Origin of the sequence: Streptomyces indicus, from assembly GCF_900100315.1 — a bacterium.
Taxonomy (GTDB): domain Bacteria; phylum Actinomycetota; class Actinomycetes; order Streptomycetales; family Streptomycetaceae; genus Streptomyces; species Streptomyces indicus.
Genome location: NZ_FNFF01000006.1, coordinates 339,602 through 355,138 on the forward strand (window position 1 = coordinate 339,602; position 15,537 = coordinate 355,138).

Consider the following 15,537-nt stretch of genomic DNA (forward strand, 5'->3'; position numbering starts at 1 on the left):
TGGCCACCTGTGTCCACGGCCGCGTCAGCGCAGCCGGGCGACCCGCCACACGGCGAGGACGGCGAGCACCCCGACCACGGCGGTGTACGCAAGGACGACCCGCCAGTCCGGGCGGTGGCCGGAACCCCGGGCCGGCAGGCCGGGCCACGTGTGCCCGACCCGGCGGGCGGCCATCACGCCCCAGCCCGCGGCGCAGCAGCTGATCAGCAGTCCGAGCATGGCGACCACCGCGCCGCCGTCGCCGAACTCGAAGGCGAGGGGGAAGGCGAACATCAGCGAACCGAGCGTGGCGAGGACCACGATCGGGGCGATCTGCCAGATGCGCAGCTTGCGCTGGGGGCGCAGCTCGACCTCGACCTCGGAGCCGGCCAGGGCGGCGGCCTCCTCCTCGGGGTCGGGGCCGTCGGGGACCACCACGCCGTCCTCGGCGTGCAGTTCCGCCGCGCGGTCCGCGGGCTCGTCCGCACCCGGGCCGGGCAGGTCGTCGCCGCCCTGTCCGGGCAGCCCGGCATGACCCTCGGGGCTCAGCTGCCCCTGCTCCTCATGTGCGGTGTCGCGAGGGCCGGCCTCCATCGCCACGCGCCCTCCCAACTGGACTCCACGGTCGATCGAAGCTCGATGATGGCACGGGCGCCGAGGCCCCGATGACCGCCGGAGCGTCCCGATGCCATCACGTGATCAGGCTGTAACCGCTCGTTCGACCAACGCCATTGCCCGGTCCGGGAGTTCCCCGCGGTCGGCGGCGGCACCGCTGAGCCAGGTCACGCGCGGGTCCCGGCGGAACCAGGAGTCCTGGCGGCGCGCGAAGCGCTTGGTGGCGCGCACCGTCTCGGCGCGGGCCTCCTCCTCGGTGCACTCCCCCGCGAAGGCGGCGAGCACCTGCTGGTAGCCCAGCGCCCGCGAAGCCGTACGGCCTTCCCGCAGGCCTTGGGCCTCCAGGGCGCGCACCTCCTCGACGAGACCCGCCTCCCACATGCGGTCCACGCGCAGCGCGATCCGCTCGTCCAGCTCGGGCCGGGCCACGTCCACGCCGATCTGGATCGTGTCGTAGACCGAGTCATGCCCGGGCAGGTTCGCGGTGAACGGCTGTCCGGTGATCTCGATGACCTCCAGGGCGCGCACGATGCGCCGGCCGTTGCTGGGCAGGATCGCCTTCCCGGCCTCGGGGTCGGCGGCGGCGAGCCGGGCGTGCAGGGCGCCGGAGCCGCGCAGGGCGAGCTCCTCCTCCAGGCGGGCGCGGACCGCCGGGTCCGTACCGGGGAACTCGAGCTGGTCCACGGCGCCGCGCACGTAGAGGCCGGACCCGCCGACGAGGACGGGCCAGCGGCCCTCGGCGAGCAGCCGGTCGATCTCGGCGCGGGCCAGCTTCTGGTACTCGGCGACGCTGGCCGCCTCGGTCACGTCCCAGATGTCCAGGAGGTGGTGCGGGATGCCCGCGCGCTCCTCGAGCGTCAGCTTGGCGGTGCCGATGTCCATCCCACGGTAGAGCTGCATCGAGTCCGCGTTGACGACTTCGCCGCCGAGTTCGCGTGCGAGGAAGACCCCGAGGTCCGACTTGCCGGCCGCGGTGGGCCCGACGACGGCGATGACACGGGGCCCTGAACTGGGCGTGGCTGCTGCGCTACTCACCCGACCAGTCTCGCAGGCGCCGGACAAGTCCTCGAACGAGCTACGGGAAGCCGCAGTGACACATCGGGCCCCCCTTCGTTGCCTGTTGCGAGGTTTCGGCCGCCGGTTTTCGAGGACTGGAGACCCGGGAGTCGCAAGGAGACGCACCGGGCGGCGCGGAATTTCGCTCACACGAGTACTTTTGGAGTGGAAATGGGCGTTTTTGCACGGTTCCGTCGCAAGGGCAAGGAGACCGAGACCGCGTCAACGGCCGAGGGTTCCACGGCCACCCTGACGGCCGAGCCCGAGGCCGAGGCGAGCGCCGAGGCCGCGCCGGAGCCGGCTGAGCCGAAGGCCGAGGAGACCGCCGCCGAGTCGGTGGAGATCCCGAAGCAGCAGTCGGCCGACCAGGCGGCGGACAACGAGGCCGGGGACAGCGCCCGCAAGTAGCCGACCGCCGCGGCGGTCCGAAGAAGAAGGTGCGCCATGGGCCTCCTTGACACGCTGAAGGCCAAGCTCGCCCCGGCGAAGGGCAAGGTCAACGACCTTGCCAAGGAGCACGGGGACAAGATCGAGCAGGGACTCGACAAGGCCGCGAAGGCCGTGGACGAGAAGACCAAGGGCAAGTACAGCGACAAGATCCAGACGGGCACCGGCAAGGCGAAGGACGCCTTGGGCCGGCTGGCCGCGGAATCGGACACGGGGCCGGGGCCCGCGCAGGGTCAGGGTCCCGGGCCCCAGGGCCAGGGTTCCGGACCTCAGGGTCAGGCACCGGCTTCGGGCGGTCAGGGTCCCGGTTCGGGTGGGCAAGGTCCCGGCTCAGGCGGGCAAGGTCCCGGTACGCCTCCGGCTGCCGGCGGGACGCCGACGCCGCCGGCCTCCTGACGAGGCGAGGACCGGACGGACGGCCGTGGGGCGGATGCCTCACGGCCGTCCTCGTGCGGAGCGGTGGACCGCCGGTGCGGGCGGTTACGAGGGTGCGTGCGTACGGGATGGGCACGCGTACGGGTCATGGCGTGCGTGCGGGAAGCGGGGCTCGTACGGGAAGTGGCGCGCGTAAGGCAGCAAGTGCGCGTTCAGGACCAGGCCGCGACCAGGTATCCCACGCCGTACGGCGCCTCGTCGTGGAGCAGTGTGCCGCTCAGGCCCGCGCCCTCCGCGGCGCCCGCGAGCACCTGCCAGGGCGCGCGGCCCGCGGCCTTCAGTTCGTACGCGAGCTCCGCGTCCAGATCCTTGAGTGCCTGCACGTCCGCCGCGCCCAGCGCCCGGGCCACCGCGGCGTCGAAGGGCTCGGCGCGCTCGTCCAGATACCCCGGCGCCTTCAGCGTCCGGCACGCGCTGCCGTCCCCCATCACGAGCAGTGACACGCGCTCGGCCTGGACGGCCAGTTCGGCACCGACCTCGAAGCAGCGCTCGGGCGCGAGCGGCTCGCCGACGCCGAGCCCCTCGACGGGCCCGGCCCACCGCGCCTGCTCCAGGAGCCAGGCGGCCACGGACAGCGAGACCGGCAGCCGCCCGTCCCCGGCCGCGCCGCTCCCCAGCTGCACGGCGACGTCCACGCCGAAGCCCTCGAAGGTCCCGGTGCTCCCCTGCGGGTGCGGCCCGCGCCCGCTCTGTTCGGCCGGGCCGACGACGATCAGACGGTCCGGCCGCGCGGCGGCCAGCACGCCGAGCGCGTCCGCGCAGGCGGCCCGCACCGCATCGAGCTCATGGGCCGCCCCGGCCGCCACGGCGGGCACGAGCAGAGGCGGACAGGGACAGACGGCTGCGGCGACGAGCATGATCGGCAGGGTACCGGCTGACTCGGCTCTAAGTTCAGCCGATGGGGCTCCAAGCCGTGCGGCACCTGCCAGAGCGTGGGCACCCTCCAGCCCGTCCGGCACCTGCCAGAGCGTGCGCTCCCCAGCCCGTCCGGCACCTGTCAGGGCGTGGAGCACCCTCCAGCCCGTCCGGCGTTTGAGGACGAGCGCCGTTCAGGCGCGATCGGGGGCAAGGGGCGAAGCCCCAAAGGGGGGGTGCAGGGGGGGGCGAAGCCCCCGCCTAGGTGCAGGAGGGACAGCGCCCACCTGGGTACGGAGGGCAAAGCCCCCGCCTACGCACAGGGGGCGCAGCCCCACTGGGGTGCCCACCCGCAGGGGCCAGACAAAGGCACCCTCAGTCGCAGCCGCACCCCGACCCCGCGGGAGCAGCCGACGGCGCCGGGGCGCCGATCGTCGGCAGCCCCAGCATCACACCCGCCGGCTTCGCCGCCGGCGCCGCGTTCCGCTTCTCCCACGCGTCGCCCGCCCGCGTACGGCGCACCTTGAGCGCCGGCCCCTCGGCCAGCAGGTGGTGCGGGGCCGCGTACGTGATCTCGACCGTCACCACGTCGCCGGGACGGACCTCCTCGTCCGGCTTCGTGAAGTGCACGAGCCGGTTGTCGGGCGCACGGCCCGACAGACGGTGCGTGGCGTCGTCCTTGCGGCCCTCGCCCTCGGCCACCATCAGGTCGAGGGTGCGCCCGACCTGCTTCTTGTTCTCGTCCCACGAGATCTCGTCCTGGAGCGCGACCAGCCGCATGTAGCGCTCCTGGACGACCTCCTTCGGGACCTGCCCCTCCATCTCGGCGGCGGGCGTCCCGGGTCGCTTGGAGTACTGGAACGTGAACGCGTTCGTGAACCGCGCCTCGCGCACCACGTGCATCGTCTGCTCGAAGTCCTCCTCGGTCTCGCCGGGGAAGCCCACGATGATGTCCGTGGAGATCGCGGCGTCCGGCATCGCGGCCCGCACCTTCTCGATGATCCCGAGGAAGCGCTCCTGGCGGTACGAGCGGCGCATCGCCTTGAGGATCGGGTCCGAGCCCGACTGGAGCGGCATGTGCAGCTGCGGCATCACGTTCGGCGTCTCGGCCATCGCCGCGATCACGTCGTCCGTGAAGTCGCGCGGGTGCGGCGAGGTGAACCGGACGCGCTCCAGGCCCTCGATGTTCCCGCAGGCGCGCAGGAGCTTGCTGAACGCCTCGCGGTCGCCGATGTCGGACCCGTACGCGTTGACGTTCTGCCCGAGCAGCGTGATCTCCGAGACGCCCTCGGCGACCAGGGCCTCGATCTCCGCGAGGATGTCGCCGGTCCTGCGGTCCTTCTCCTTGCCGCGCAGGGCCGGGACGATGCAGAACGTGCAGGTGTTGTTGCAGCCCACGGAGATCGACACCCAGGCCGCGTACGCGCTCTCACGGCGGGTGGGCAGCGTGGACGGGAAGGCTTCGAGCGACTCGGCGATCTCGACCTGCGCCTCTTCCTGGACGCGGGCGCGCTCCAGGAGGACCGGCAGCTTGCCGATGTTGTGCGTGCCGAAGACCACGTCGACCCACGGGGCCCGCTGGACGATGGTGTCGCGGTCCTTCTGCGCGAGGCAGCCGCCGACGGCGATCTGCATGCCGGGGCGCGAGGCCTTCTTCGGGGCGAGGCGGCCGAGGTTGCCGTAGAGGCGGTTGTCGGCGTTCTCCCGTACCGCACACGTGTTGAACACGACGACGTCCGCGTCCCCGTCACCGCCCTCGGGCGCGCGCACGTAGCCGGCGTCCTCCAGGAGCCCGGAGAGCCGCTCGCTGTCGTGCACGTTCATCTGACAGCCGTAGGTCTTCACTTCGTACGTGCGCGGGGTTGCCGACATGCCAGAGATCAGTCCAAACGAGGGTCTACGGGGGTCCTGAGCCGACTCCGGACAGGTCCGGAACCGGGGCCGGAGGGGTCCGGGGGCTGCGTCGGCCGCCACCTGCGGACGACGGCCGGTCATCCAGTTTACGAGGCTGGGCGGGGGGCCTGCGCCTCAGTGGTAACAGAACGGAGGGCAGCGGTGGTGACCGCTGCCCTCCGTTCCGTGAGCGTGCTGTCGGCTATACGGTCCCGCCACTGCCGTCCGAGAACGAGCCGCGGACCTTCGCGGCGGGAATGCCGGCCGTGCCCGCACCGGCCCCGGCGACGTCCTCGACCGCACCCGCCCCGAGCACCGCACCGGTGCTCCGCTTGCCGCGGCGCAGGCGCTTCTCGAGCCAGGACGCGAACGTGGTCAGGGTGAAGTTGAGGAGCACGTAGATCACCGCGATGACGGCGAAGGTCTGGATCGGGTTGCCGTAGTACCCGGCGATGGTTCCCCGGGAGTTCAGGAGCTCGGTGAAGTTGAGCACGGCGCCACCGAGTGCCGTGTCCTTCAGGATCACCACGAGCTGGCTGACGATCGCCGGGAGCATCGCGGTCACCGCCTGCGGCAGCAGGATGGTCCGCATGGTCTGGCCCTTGCGCAGCCCGATCGCCTTGGCCGCTTCCGTCTGCCCCTTCGGCAAGGACAGGATGCCGGCCCGGACGATCTCCGCGAGCACCGAAGCGTTGTACAGGACCAGGCCGGTGATGACCGCGTACATCGGGCGGTCGTCGGAGCTGATGTCCGTCGACTGCACGTAGAACGCGGAGGCGAAGACCATCATGATCAGGACCGGGATGGCCCGGAAGAACTCGACGACCGCTCCGACGGGGATCCGCACCCAGCGGTGGTCGGAGAGACGCGCGATGCCGAGCAGCGCGCCGAGCGGCAGGGCGATGACCATCGAGAGGCCGGCGGCCTTGAGCGTGTTGGCCAGAGCCGGCAGCAGATAGGTGGTCCAGGGCTCGGCCGTGATGAACGGCTTCCACTTGGCCCACACCCACTGGTCCTTGTCGCCCATGAGGTCGATCGCCCACCAGGCGAGCAGACCGAGCAGGACCAGGAAGACGACCGAGAACAGGAGGTTGCGGCGCTTGGCCTTCGGGCCGGGGATGTCGTACAGAACGGAGCTCATCGCTTCACCGCCACACGCTTGCCTATCCAGCCGAGGAAGAGACCCGTCGGCAGGGTGAGAATCACGAACCCGAGCGCGATGATCGCGGCGGTCGCATAGAGCTGCGCCTCCGTCTCGACGATCTCCTTCATCAGGAGCCCGGCCTCGGCCACACCGATCGCGGCCGCGACCGTGGTGTTCTTCGTCAGGGCGATCAGAACGTTGGCGAGCGGGCCCACCACGGAACGGAACGCCTGCGGAAGCACCACCAGCGTGAGCACCTGCCGGAAGTTCAGACCGATGGCACGCGCTGCCTCCGCCTGCCCGATCGGCACGGTGTTGATGCCGGAGCGCAGTGCCTCACAGACGAACGCGGCCGTGTAGGCGCTCAGGCCGAGTACCGCGAGACGGAATCCCTGAAGCTTGAAGTCGTTCGGGGCGCCCAGCGTGATGCCGAAGATCTCGGCGAGCCCGAGCGAGCAGAAAACGATGATGACGGTCAGTGGAATGTTCCGCACCACGTTGACATAGGCGGTTCCGAAACCGCGCATGAGCGGTACGGGACTGACCCGCATACCGGCCAGGATGGTGCCCCATACCAAGGCGATGATTCCGGAGAATACGGTCAGTTGGACCGTCGTCCAGAACGCCCCGAGCAGGTCGTAGCCTTCAAGAAAGTCGAACACGATCTCCCGCGCTTCCGCGTGTCGTTGGCCTGGCGCGCCACCCGGAAACCAGGTGGCGCGCCATCGAAGAGCCGCGGCCGCGGGATCCGGGCCAACACCCGGTCAGGTCCTCAAAGGCCGCTGGTCAAGGGTTACTTGACGATGACGCCGATCTTCGGGGCCGGCTCGTTCTTGTAGCCGGCAGGGCCGAGGTTCTTCTTGACGGCCTCTTCCCAGGCACCGTCGGCGACCATCTTCTCGAGGGCCTTGTTGATCTTGTCCTTGAGGTCCTTGTTGCCTTCCTTGACACCGATGCCGTAGTTCTCGTTGCTCAGCTTGAGGCCGGCGAGCTTGAACTTGCCCTTGTACTGGTCCTGCGCGGCGTAGCCCGCGAGGATCGAGTCGTCGGTGGTGAGGGCGTCGATGGAGCCACCTGCCAGACCCTCGAGGCACTCGGAGTACGTGCCGCGCTCCTGGAGCTGCGCCTTCGGGGCGATCTCCTTCTTCACGTTCTGCGCGGAGGTCGAACCGGCCACCGAGCACAGCTTCTTGCCGTTGAGGTCGGTGCCCTCGGCGATGTCGGAGTCGGCCTTGACGAGCAGATCCTGGTGGGCCAGCAGGTAGGGACCGGCGAAGTCGACGAGCTTCTCGCGCTCGTCGTTGATCGAGTACGAGGCGGCGATGAACTCGACATCCCCGTTCTTGAGCGCGTTCTCGCGGTCGGCGCTCGGCGTCTGGACGAACTCGATCTGGTCCTCGGAGTAACCGAGCTCCTTGGCGACGAACGTGGCGACGTCGACATCGAAGCCGGCGAACCCGTCCGGCGTCTTCTGGCCGATGCCCGGCTGGTCGAACTTGATGCCGATCTTGATCGACTTCCCGCCGCCCTCGGAGCCCGAGCCGCCTTCCTTCTTGTCGTCGCCACAGGCGGTGGCGGTCAGCGCGAGCGCGAGGACGGAGACGGTGGCGATACCGGCTTTACGGAGCTTCATGATGAACATCCTTTGCTTTTCGGTGAGTTGCAGCAGCCCGTGATGCAAGAGCTCAGTGGTGCAGGATCTTCGACAGGAAGTCCTTGGCGCGGTCGCTCTTGGGTGCGGTGAAGAACTTGTCCGGGGTCGCCTGCTCGACGATCTGTCCGTCCGCCATGAACACGACGCGGTTCGCGGCCGAGCGGGCGAAGCCCATCTCGTGCGTGACGACGACCATGGTCATGCCGTCCCGCGCGAGCTGCTGCATGACCTCGAGCACCTCGTTGATCATCTCCGGGTCGAGCGCGGAGGTCGGCTCGTCGAAGAGCATCACCTTCGGCTCCATGGCCAGGGCGCGGGCGATCGCCACACGCTGCTGCTGGCCGCCGGAGAGCTGGGCCGGGTACTTGTCCGCCTGGGTGCCGACGCCGACGCGGTCGAGCAGGGCGCGGGCCTTCTCCTCGGCCTCGGCCTTCGACTTCTTGCGGACCTTGATCTGGCCCAGCGTGACGTTCTCCAGAACGGTCTTGTGGGCGAAGAGGTTGAAGGACTGGAAGACCATGCCGACGTCGGCGCGCAGGCGTGCGAGCTCCTTGCCCTCGGCGGGCAGCGGCTTGCCGTCGAGCGTGATGCTCCCCGAGTCGATGCCCTCCAGGCGGTTGATGGCCCGGCACAGCGTCGACTTGCCCGAGCCCGAGGGCCCGATCACGACGACGACCTCACCGCGGGCGATGGTCAGGTCGATGTCCTGGAGCACATGCAACGCGCCGAAGTGCTTGTTGACGTTCTTCAGCACGACCAGTTCGTCCGCCGCCGGTGCGGCGTCCTTGGTCACCGATACTTCGGCCATGGGGGTTCTTGCTCCGTCCTCCTCGGTTGGGAGGACAGTAGTAACGCCGTAAGACCAGCGTCATTACATCTGAGGGGAAATTGAGCATAACGATCCGGCCGCAACCGGACACTCTGCGTGAAGGGGACGCCCCTTGCGCGTACCGGCTGGATAACGGAACCCGCATGTAACAGGAACCGCCTTGACGCCGTCACCGTGTATCGGCGTGACTGCCTGAGTGCATAAGCACCGGGTGAAGAGGAGGTGGACCGAATGAGGCTGTTGCTCGTCGAGGACGACGACCACGTCGCCGCGGCGCTGTCCGCCGTGCTCGCCCGCCACGGCTTCGACGTGACCCACGCCCGCAACGGCGAGGAGGCGCTGCGCGCCCTGCTGCCCACGGACAGACCGCCCTTCGGGGTGGTCCTGCTCGACCTCGGCCTCCCCGACCAGGACGGCTACGAGGTCTGCGGGAAGATCCGCAAGCGCAGCGCGACCCCGGTGATCATGGTGACGGCCCGTGGCGACATAAGGAGCCGCATCCACGGCCTCAACCTCGGCGCGGACGACTATGTCGTGAAGCCGTACGACACCGGGGAGTTGCTCGCCCGGATCCACGCGGTGAGCCGGCGCACCAACCAGGAGGACTCGACCGGTCCGATCGAGACCCGCATCACGCTCGGCGACGTCCACGTGGAGCTGCCGACGCGCACGGTCACGGTCCTGGGCGAGGCGGTGCAGCTGACCCGCAAGGAGTTCGACCTGCTCGCGCTGCTCGCGCAGCGCCCCGGTGTGGTCTTCCGCCGGGAGCAGATCATCAGCGAGGTCTGGCAGACCAGCTGGGAGGGCACGGGCCGCACCCTGGAGGTGCATGTGGCCTCGCTGCGCTCGAAGCTGCGGATGCCCTCGCTGATCGAGACGGTGCGCGGCGTCGGGTACCGGCTCGTCGCCCCCGCCGCGTAGGACCGGTTCGTGCGTACGCGTCTGCTGCCGCTGCTCATCGTGCTCATGGCGGCGATCCTGCTCGCCCTGGGGTTCCCGCTCGCGGTGAGCCTCGCGGCGGCACAGCAGCAGAAAGTGGTCGTGGACCGGATCGAGGACGCCACCCGCTTCGCCGGACTCGCCCAGTTCGTCACGGAACGCTCACCGGAGTCCGGTGTGCAGGGCGAGCGCCAGAAGACCCTGGAGCGCGACCTCAGGCGTTACCACGAGGTCTACGGGATTCGGGCCGGCGTGTTCTACCGCGACCACGACGTCATGGCCCGGTCGAACGACTGGAACGTGCCCGGTCAGGGCGAGGGCCGTGAGGCCTTCGAGGACGCGCTCTACAGCCACAGCAACCAGGACCCCGAGCAGATCTGGCCCTGGCAGGACCGCCGCCTGTACGTCGCCGCCCCGGTCGTGCGCGACGGTGACGTGATCGCCGTGGTCCTCACCGACTCCCCCACCGGCAAGATGCGTTCGGAGATCCTGCGCGGCTGGCTGCTCATCGCGGTCGGCGAGGCGGCGGCGATGTTCCTGGCGATCGGCGCGGCCCTGCGCCTGACGGGCTGGGTGCTGCGCCCCGTACGGGAACTCGACGCGACCACCCACGACATCGCCACGGGCCGCCTCAAGTCACGGGTCGCCGTGGCCGGCGGGCCGCCCGAACTGCGGCGCCTCGCACGCTCGTTCAACGAGATGGCGGACAACGTCGAGGACGTGCTCGAACAGCAGCGCGCGTTCGTCGCGGACGCCTCGCACCAGCTCCGCAACCCGCTGTCCGCGCTCCTGCTGCGCATCGAGCTGCTCGCGCTCGAACTCCCGGAGGGCAACGAGGAGATCGCCTCCGTACGGACGGAGGGCAAGCGGCTCGCCCAGGTCCTCGACGACCTGCTCGACCTCGCCCTGGCCGAGCACGCGGGCGCGGAGCCCGCCCTGACGGACATCGGCGACCTGGTCGCGGAACGGGTCGCGGCCTGGGGTCCGCTGGCCGAGGACAAGGGCGTGGCGCTACGCACCGAGGGGCTGCGGGCCGCGACGGCCTGGGCGGACCCCGTGACGCTCTCCAGCGCGCTGGACGCGGTGATCGACAACGCCCTGAAGTTCACGCCCGCCGGCGAACAGGTCACGGTCACGGTCGCCGCCAACGGCAGCACGACGACGGTCGAGGTCGCGGACGGCGGGCCGGGCCTCACGGACGAGGAGCTGAACCGGATCGGGGACCGCTTCTGGCGCAGCAACCGCCACCAGAACATCAAGGGCTCGGGCCTCGGCCTCTCGATCACCAAGGCGCTGCTCACGTCGTGCGGCGGTGCCCTCTCGTACGCGCCGAACGAACCCCACGGCCTGAAGGTGACGGTGACGGTGCCGCGCACCGGGCCGGAGGCCTGAGACGTACAGGACACGTACGGGAGACGTACGGGTGCCGAGCCGGGCTCAGGGCTTCACTGAGCTCAGGGCTGTACGGAGCTCAGGGCTTCACGGAGCGGTAGTACCTGCGCGCCCCGTCGTGCAGCGCGAGCGGATCCGTGTACAACGCCGTGCGCAGGTCCACGACTTGGGCCGCGTGCACCGAGCTGCCGATGCCGTCCCGGTGGTCTATGACGACCCGGGTCAGCCACTCCGTGAGGCTGTCGTCCGTGCGGTCGGTCGTGACCAGCAGGTTCGCCACGGCGATCGTCTCGACCGGACCGTGCTGGGCGGCCGGGTAGGCGTCGGCGGGCATCACCGAGGCCCGGTAGTAGTCCGAGGGGCCGCCGCGCGCGTGCAGGGCGCCGACGACGTCGCCGAGCGGCACCAGGCGGATGCCCGTCCGCTCGGACAGTTCCTTGACGAACGGCGTGGTCAGGCCCCCCGACCAGAAGAACGCGTCGACGTCGCCCTTCTCCAGCAGGTCGTCCCCTTCCTGCGAGGCGACCTCGAAGGGCTCGATGTCCTTGTCGGGGTCGAGTCCCGCGGCTTCCAGGACGCGGTCCGCGATGATCCGTACGCCGGAGCCCTCGGGTCCGACCACGACCCGCTTGCCCTTCAGGTCGGAGGCCTTGTCGATCCCCGACCCGGCCGCGACGACGAGATGGACGTAGTCGTCGTAGAGCCGTGCGCAGCCGCGCAGCCGGTCCGCGCCCGGCCGGCCGCTCAGCTTGTACTGCTCCACCGCGTCGGCCGCCGCGATGGTGAAGTCGGCCCGGCCGGCCGCCACGCGCTCGACGTTCTCCTTGGAGCCCTTGCTGGTGCGCAGGTCGATGTCCAGGTCGGGCAGGTCGTCGGCGGCCGCCCGCTGGAGCAGGTTGCCGTAGTCCTCGTAGACGCCGCCGCGCCCGCCCGTGCTGAAGACGATCCGCCCGCCGGGCCTGTCCTCGCCGAAGGGCACGAGCCACCACAGCAGGAGCCCGAACACCACGAGGCCGGCGGCCGCCCCCTGAAGGGCGCGGCGCCTGCTGATGCGCGGGAGTGTGCGTGGCATGGGCGCGATCCTGCCAGGTCACGCGCTGTGAGCACCAGGGCCGATGTCACACCGGGCAGGCCCGGCCGCGTACACGAGCGGGGCGCCGAAGGGAAGCGTTCCGCGCCCCCGCGGGCGGCAGCTTGACTAGGAAGGCATGCAGTCGGTTGCATACGTTCTGTGATCGTGCACCCTGCGCCAACTGCCCTGTCTTGTACGTCGCACAGCACCCGCACGGCAGGAGGCGCCGCACCGTGGACCCGGTGATCATCGTCGGTGCCGGGCCCGTGGGCCTGACGTCGGCCCTGGCCCTGGCCCGGCACGGAGTTCCGTGCGTCGTCCTGGACGAGGGCCCGGGCAAGGACGAGCAGCGCCCCGCCCGCACCGTGGTCCTGCGCCCGGACACGGCCGCCCTCACCGAACGGCTGACGGGGATCACGCTCAGCGACGACCGGTGGACCGGATGGCGTTCGCTGCGCCGCAAGCAGGAGCTGCGGCATGTCGCCTTCGACGAGTCCGCGCCCGGCCCGGTGCACCTGGCCCAGCACACCCTCACCGGCGCGCTGCGCGCCGCCGTCGAGGAGGAGCGCCTGGTCAGGGTGGCCACCGACAGCCGGCTCGACTCGATCGAGCAGGACGCCGGCGGGGTCACCGCGCACACCCGCGGCCCCAAGGGCACGTGGTGGCGCGGCAGTTATCTGATCGGCTGCGACGGTCCGCGTTCCACCGTGCGCAAGCTGCTCGACATCCGCTTCCCGGGCCGTACGGCAGTGGAACGGCACGCGGTCGCTGCCCTGCGCGCCGAACTGCCCTGGCCCGGCGAGGCCTTGCTGCACCGGATGGCCCCGTGGCGCGGCGCCCCGGCCGAGATCACGGCACGCCCGCTGCCGGACGGGGTCTGGCGCCTCGACTGGCTGCTGCCCGCCCGCAGCGAACTGGTCACACCGGAACGCCTGGTGACGCTCGTACGGGACACCTTGGCGGGCTGGTGCGGTACGACACCTCCGTACGAGCTGCTCGACACCGGCGTGCACACCGTGCACCACCGCCTGGCGCGGCGCTGGCGCGCGGGCCGCTGCTTCCTCGCCGGAGACGCGGCGCATCTGCTGGGCGCGCTCGGTACGCAGGGGGTGGACGAGGGACTGCGGGACGCGGACAACCTCGCCTGGAAGCTGGCCCTGTGCCGTGACCACGGCGAGTCCGAGCTGCTGCTCGACAGCTACCAGGCCGAGCGGCGCACGGCGGTCGCGGCCCGGCTGCGCGCCGCGGACCAGGCGCTGCCGATACTGCGCGGCGGCGGTGGGCTCAGGGCGTACGTGCCGGGGACGGCGCGCGGGCACGACGCGCTGCTCACGGACGGGCACCTCGGGCGCGGACCGCTGGGCTCGCTGCCCTCCTACGACCGCTCCCCGCTCGCACCCGAGGAACCCTCCGACTCCCAGGTGTCCGTGGGCACGGAGCCGGGGGCGCCGGTCGCGGACGTGCCGGTGACCGCGCCGGACGGTTCCCTGGCCGCGCTGCGGGACCGGCTGGGGCGCGGCCGGATGCTGGTCGTCCTGGTCGCGCCCGGCACCGGGGTGTGGGACCGGCGGCACTGGCTGACCGCGGGGGTCATGCCGCGGCTCGCGGCCGCGGTCACGGCGCTGCCGGCGCCGGCCGAACTGCTCGTCGCGGAGGGCTATCCCGGCGCGGTCGCGCACACCGTGCTGCTCGTCCGCCCGGACGGACATCTGGTGACGGCGCTCAGTGGCGTACGTCCCGCCGAGTTGTACGCAGCGGCGGACGCGGCGCGCGGCGGCAAGCCCGCCCCGCCTTCGGGTGCGCGGCGCGCGGCGGAGGGTGCGGTGGGCGCGGAGGGTGCGGAGGCTTTGACCGCGGACGAGCGGGGCGGGTCCGCGGCCGATGCGCACCCGGCCGTCCGCGCTGCGGACGGCGATTGACCCTCCGCCGGAGCCATGGTGTACTCCGGCCATGACGGAACGTGGTCTGCAACCTGGCGGAGGGTCCATCTGGACCTGGTCCGCTATGCAGGCTGCGTCTGTACCGGAACCTGCTGATTCGCCTCTTCCCCGCGCGCCCCGCCTGAAGGCGGTGTCGGCGCGCACCCTCGCGAACCTTCAGGACGGTACCCGTGTCTGCACCCGCACCCACACCTGCCTCTGCTCAGGCGGCCCCTGCCTCTCCTCAGGCAGCCCCTGCCACCGACGCCGAACCCGAGACCGCCCCGGCACCGACCGCGGCCCAACTGCTCGACTTCGTCACGCGCAGCGCCGCCGACGCCGAGCTGATCGCCTCGCTCCCGCTCGACCCCGAGGGCCGCACCTGGCTGCGGCTCGAAGGCCCCGGCGGCAGCGAGGCCTGGCTGATCGGCTGGCCGCCCGGCACCGGCACCGGCTGGCACGACCATGCCGAGTCGATCGGCGCCTTCGCCACGGCGGCGGGCACGCTCAAGGAGAACTCCCTCGCGGCCCGCATCCCCACCTCCGCCTGGAAGTCCCTGGAACTGGCCGAAGACCTCGACAGGGAACGGGTGTTGGCGGCGGGCGAGGGCCGCGCCTTCGGGCAGCACCACGTCCACGAGGTGCTCAACGAGTCCACCGCGCAGCACGCCGTCTCGGTGCACGCCTACTACCCGCCGCTCCCGCTGATCCGCCGCTACAGCCGCACCGGGCCGGTGCTGCGCCTGGAGGACGTCGAGCAGCCGGAGGACTGGCAGTGAGCGCCGGACTGCCGCAGGAGCCCGGCCGCCCGGAGACCCTCGGGCCTGTCTCCATCGACGACCGGCTGGCCCGCGTGCGCGCGGGACTGGAGCGGATCACGCCGCAGGAGGCCTACGAGGGTTTCCGGGCGGGCGAGTTGCTGCTCGTGGACACCCGCTACGCGGAGCTGCGCGAGCGCGACGGCCTGGTCCCCGGCGCCCTGGTGATCGAGCGCAACGAACTCGAATGGCGCCTCGACCCCCAGGGCTCGCACCGTGCCGAGGCCGTCACCGGCCACGACCAGCGCCTTGTGATCTTCTGCAACGAGGGCTACGCCTCCAGCCTCGCCGTCCACTCCCTGCTCCACCTGGGCCTGCACCGGGCCGCCGATCTGATCGGCGGCTTCCAGGCATGGCGTGCGGCGGGCCTCCCGGTGGTCGACGCGTCCACGGTCCCCGATCCGGTGACGAAACCGATCGGGCACTAGGTCCGGCCCGTGCTCGGACACGGGCCGACCGCCCCGGGTTGGGCCGGGACCGGGGGCCGGCC

General features: G+C 71.2%; 16 protein-coding genes. 7 read left to right on the forward strand and 9 right to left on the reverse strand.

The window, feature by feature from the left end; genetic code table 11:
• Nucleotides 1-24 precede the first annotated feature (24 nt).
• Entirely contained in the window at nt 25-579 is a 555-nt protein-coding gene (locus tag BLT97_RS18140; RefSeq protein WP_425442726.1) for a hypothetical protein, read from the reverse strand.
• Between the two features lie 99 nt (nt 580-678).
• Nucleotides 679-1,629 (reverse strand): tRNA (adenosine(37)-N6)-dimethylallyltransferase MiaA, encoded by a 951-nt coding sequence (gene miaA, locus BLT97_RS18145; RefSeq protein WP_093611406.1) that lies wholly within the window; start codon nt 1,627-1,629, stop codon nt 679-681.
• 192 nt (nt 1,630-1,821) lie between these two features.
• On the opposite strand from miaA, the gene BLT97_RS18150 reads away from it, so the two are divergent.
• Both BLT97_RS18150 and BLT97_RS18155 read left to right on the forward strand, forming a co-directional pair.
• Nucleotides 1,822-2,058 carry a hypothetical protein gene (locus BLT97_RS18150; RefSeq protein ID WP_093611408.1) on the forward strand — a complete coding sequence of 79 codons (237 nt, stop codon included), beginning with the start codon at nt 1,822-1,824 and terminating at the stop codon, nt 2,056-2,058.
• A 36-nt stretch (nt 2,059-2,094) separates the two neighbouring features.
• Nucleotides 2,095-2,493, forward strand: coding sequence for an antitoxin (locus BLT97_RS18155; RefSeq protein ID WP_093611410.1), 399 nt, complete (start codon nt 2,095-2,097; stop codon nt 2,491-2,493).
• Between the two features lie 191 nt (nt 2,494-2,684).
• On the opposite strand, the gene BLT97_RS18160 is transcribed toward BLT97_RS18155, so the two are convergent.
• The 6 genes from BLT97_RS18160 to BLT97_RS18185 all read right to left on the reverse strand — a co-directional run bounded on the left by BLT97_RS18160 (nt 2,685) and on the right by BLT97_RS18185 (nt 8,886).
• Nucleotides 2,685-3,389, reverse strand: a complete 705-nt coding sequence (locus tag BLT97_RS18160) for a class III extradiol dioxygenase subunit B-like domain-containing protein (RefSeq protein WP_093611412.1) — start codon at nt 3,387-3,389, stop codon at nt 2,685-2,687.
• 373 nt (nt 3,390-3,762) lie between these two features.
• A complete protein-coding gene (miaB, locus tag BLT97_RS18165; protein WP_093611414.1) occupies nt 3,763-5,259 on the reverse strand; it encodes a tRNA (N6-isopentenyl adenosine(37)-C2)-methylthiotransferase MiaB in 1,497 nt (498 codons plus the stop codon).
• Between the two features lie 223 nt (nt 5,260-5,482).
• Nucleotides 5,483-6,421 carry an amino acid ABC transporter permease gene (locus tag BLT97_RS18170; protein ID WP_093611416.1) on the reverse strand — a complete coding sequence of 313 codons (939 nt, stop codon included), beginning with the start codon at nt 6,419-6,421 and terminating at the stop codon, nt 5,483-5,485.
• Nucleotides 6,418-7,086: an amino acid ABC transporter permease gene (locus BLT97_RS18175; RefSeq protein ID WP_093611418.1), complete on the reverse strand. Its 669-nt coding sequence runs from the start codon at nt 7,084-7,086 to the stop codon at nt 6,418-6,420. Before BLT97_RS18175 ends, BLT97_RS18170 begins: the two co-directional genes overlap by 4 nt.
• A 131-nt stretch (nt 7,087-7,217) precedes the next feature.
• Nucleotides 7,218-8,057, reverse strand: a complete 840-nt coding sequence (locus BLT97_RS18180) for a glutamate ABC transporter substrate-binding protein (protein ID WP_093611544.1) — start codon at nt 8,055-8,057, stop codon at nt 7,218-7,220.
• A gap of 52 nt (nt 8,058-8,109) precedes the next feature.
• A complete protein-coding gene (locus BLT97_RS18185; RefSeq protein ID WP_093611420.1) occupies nt 8,110-8,886 on the reverse strand; it encodes an amino acid ABC transporter ATP-binding protein in 777 nt (258 codons plus the stop codon).
• Nucleotides 8,887-9,138: 252 nt separating this feature from the next.
• Between BLT97_RS18185 and BLT97_RS18190 the strand changes: the two genes are divergently transcribed.
• On the forward strand, nt 9,139-9,828 hold the full coding sequence (locus BLT97_RS18190) for a response regulator transcription factor (protein ID WP_093611422.1): 690 nt from the start codon (nt 9,139-9,141) through the stop codon (nt 9,826-9,828).
• Nucleotides 9,829-9,837: 9 nt separating this feature from the next.
• Nucleotides 9,838-11,238, forward strand: a complete 1,401-nt coding sequence (locus tag BLT97_RS18195) for a sensor histidine kinase (protein WP_093611424.1) — start codon at nt 9,838-9,840, stop codon at nt 11,236-11,238.
• Nucleotides 11,239-11,317: 79 nt separating this feature from the next.
• On the opposite strand, the gene BLT97_RS18200 is transcribed toward BLT97_RS18195, so the two are convergent.
• Nucleotides 11,318-12,310 carry a TAXI family TRAP transporter solute-binding subunit gene (locus tag BLT97_RS18200; protein WP_093611426.1) on the reverse strand — a complete coding sequence of 331 codons (993 nt, stop codon included), beginning with the start codon at nt 12,308-12,310 and terminating at the stop codon, nt 11,318-11,320.
• A 233-nt stretch (nt 12,311-12,543) separates the two neighbouring features.
• On the opposite strand from BLT97_RS18200, the gene BLT97_RS18205 reads away from it, so the two are divergent.
• The 3 genes from BLT97_RS18205 to BLT97_RS18215 all read left to right on the forward strand — a co-directional run bounded on the left by BLT97_RS18205 (nt 12,544) and on the right by BLT97_RS18215 (nt 15,475).
• Nucleotides 12,544-14,229, forward strand: coding sequence for an FAD-dependent monooxygenase (locus tag BLT97_RS18205; RefSeq protein WP_093611428.1), 1,686 nt, complete (start codon nt 12,544-12,546; stop codon nt 14,227-14,229).
• A gap of 191 nt (nt 14,230-14,420) precedes the next feature.
• Complete coding sequence (locus BLT97_RS18210) at nt 14,421-15,008, forward strand: cupin domain-containing protein (protein ID WP_093611430.1); 588 nt, start codon at nt 14,421-14,423, stop codon at nt 15,006-15,008.
• Nucleotides 15,005-15,475 (forward strand): rhodanese-like domain-containing protein, encoded by a 471-nt coding sequence (locus BLT97_RS18215; protein ID WP_176953810.1) that lies wholly within the window; start codon nt 15,005-15,007, stop codon nt 15,473-15,475. The genes BLT97_RS18210 and BLT97_RS18215 overlap by 4 nt, the downstream gene beginning before the upstream one ends.
• Nucleotides 15,476-15,537: the final 62 nt, after the last annotated feature.

Bases quoted from the DNA above. Each gene is read 5' to 3' on its own strand.
- BLT97_RS18190 (WP_093611422.1), top strand. From the start codon at position 9,139: ATGAGGCTGTTGCTCGTCGAGGACGACGACCACGTCGCCGCGGCGCTG.
- BLT97_RS18185 (WP_093611420.1), bottom strand. From the start codon at position 8,886: ATGGCCGAAGTATCGGTGACCAAGGACGCCGCACCGGCGGCGGACGAA.
- BLT97_RS18160 (WP_093611412.1), bottom strand. From the start codon at position 3,389: ATGCTCGTCGCCGCAGCCGTCTGTCCCTGTCCGCCTCTGCTCGTGCCC.
- BLT97_RS18200 (WP_093611426.1), bottom strand. From the start codon at position 12,310: ATGCCACGCACACTCCCGCGCATCAGCAGGCGCCGCGCCCTTCAGGGG.
- BLT97_RS18180 (WP_093611544.1), bottom strand. From the start codon at position 8,057: ATGAAGCTCCGTAAAGCCGGTATCGCCACCGTCTCCGTCCTCGCGCTC.
- BLT97_RS18155 (WP_093611410.1), top strand. From the start codon at position 2,095: ATGGGCCTCCTTGACACGCTGAAGGCCAAGCTCGCCCCGGCGAAGGGC.
- miaB (WP_093611414.1), bottom strand. From the start codon at position 5,259: ATGTCGGCAACCCCGCGCACGTACGAAGTGAAGACCTACGGCTGTCAG.
- BLT97_RS18170 (WP_093611416.1), bottom strand. From the start codon at position 6,421: ATGAGCTCCGTTCTGTACGACATCCCCGGCCCGAAGGCCAAGCGCCGC.
- BLT97_RS18150 (WP_093611408.1), top strand. From the start codon at position 1,822: ATGGGCGTTTTTGCACGGTTCCGTCGCAAGGGCAAGGAGACCGAGACC.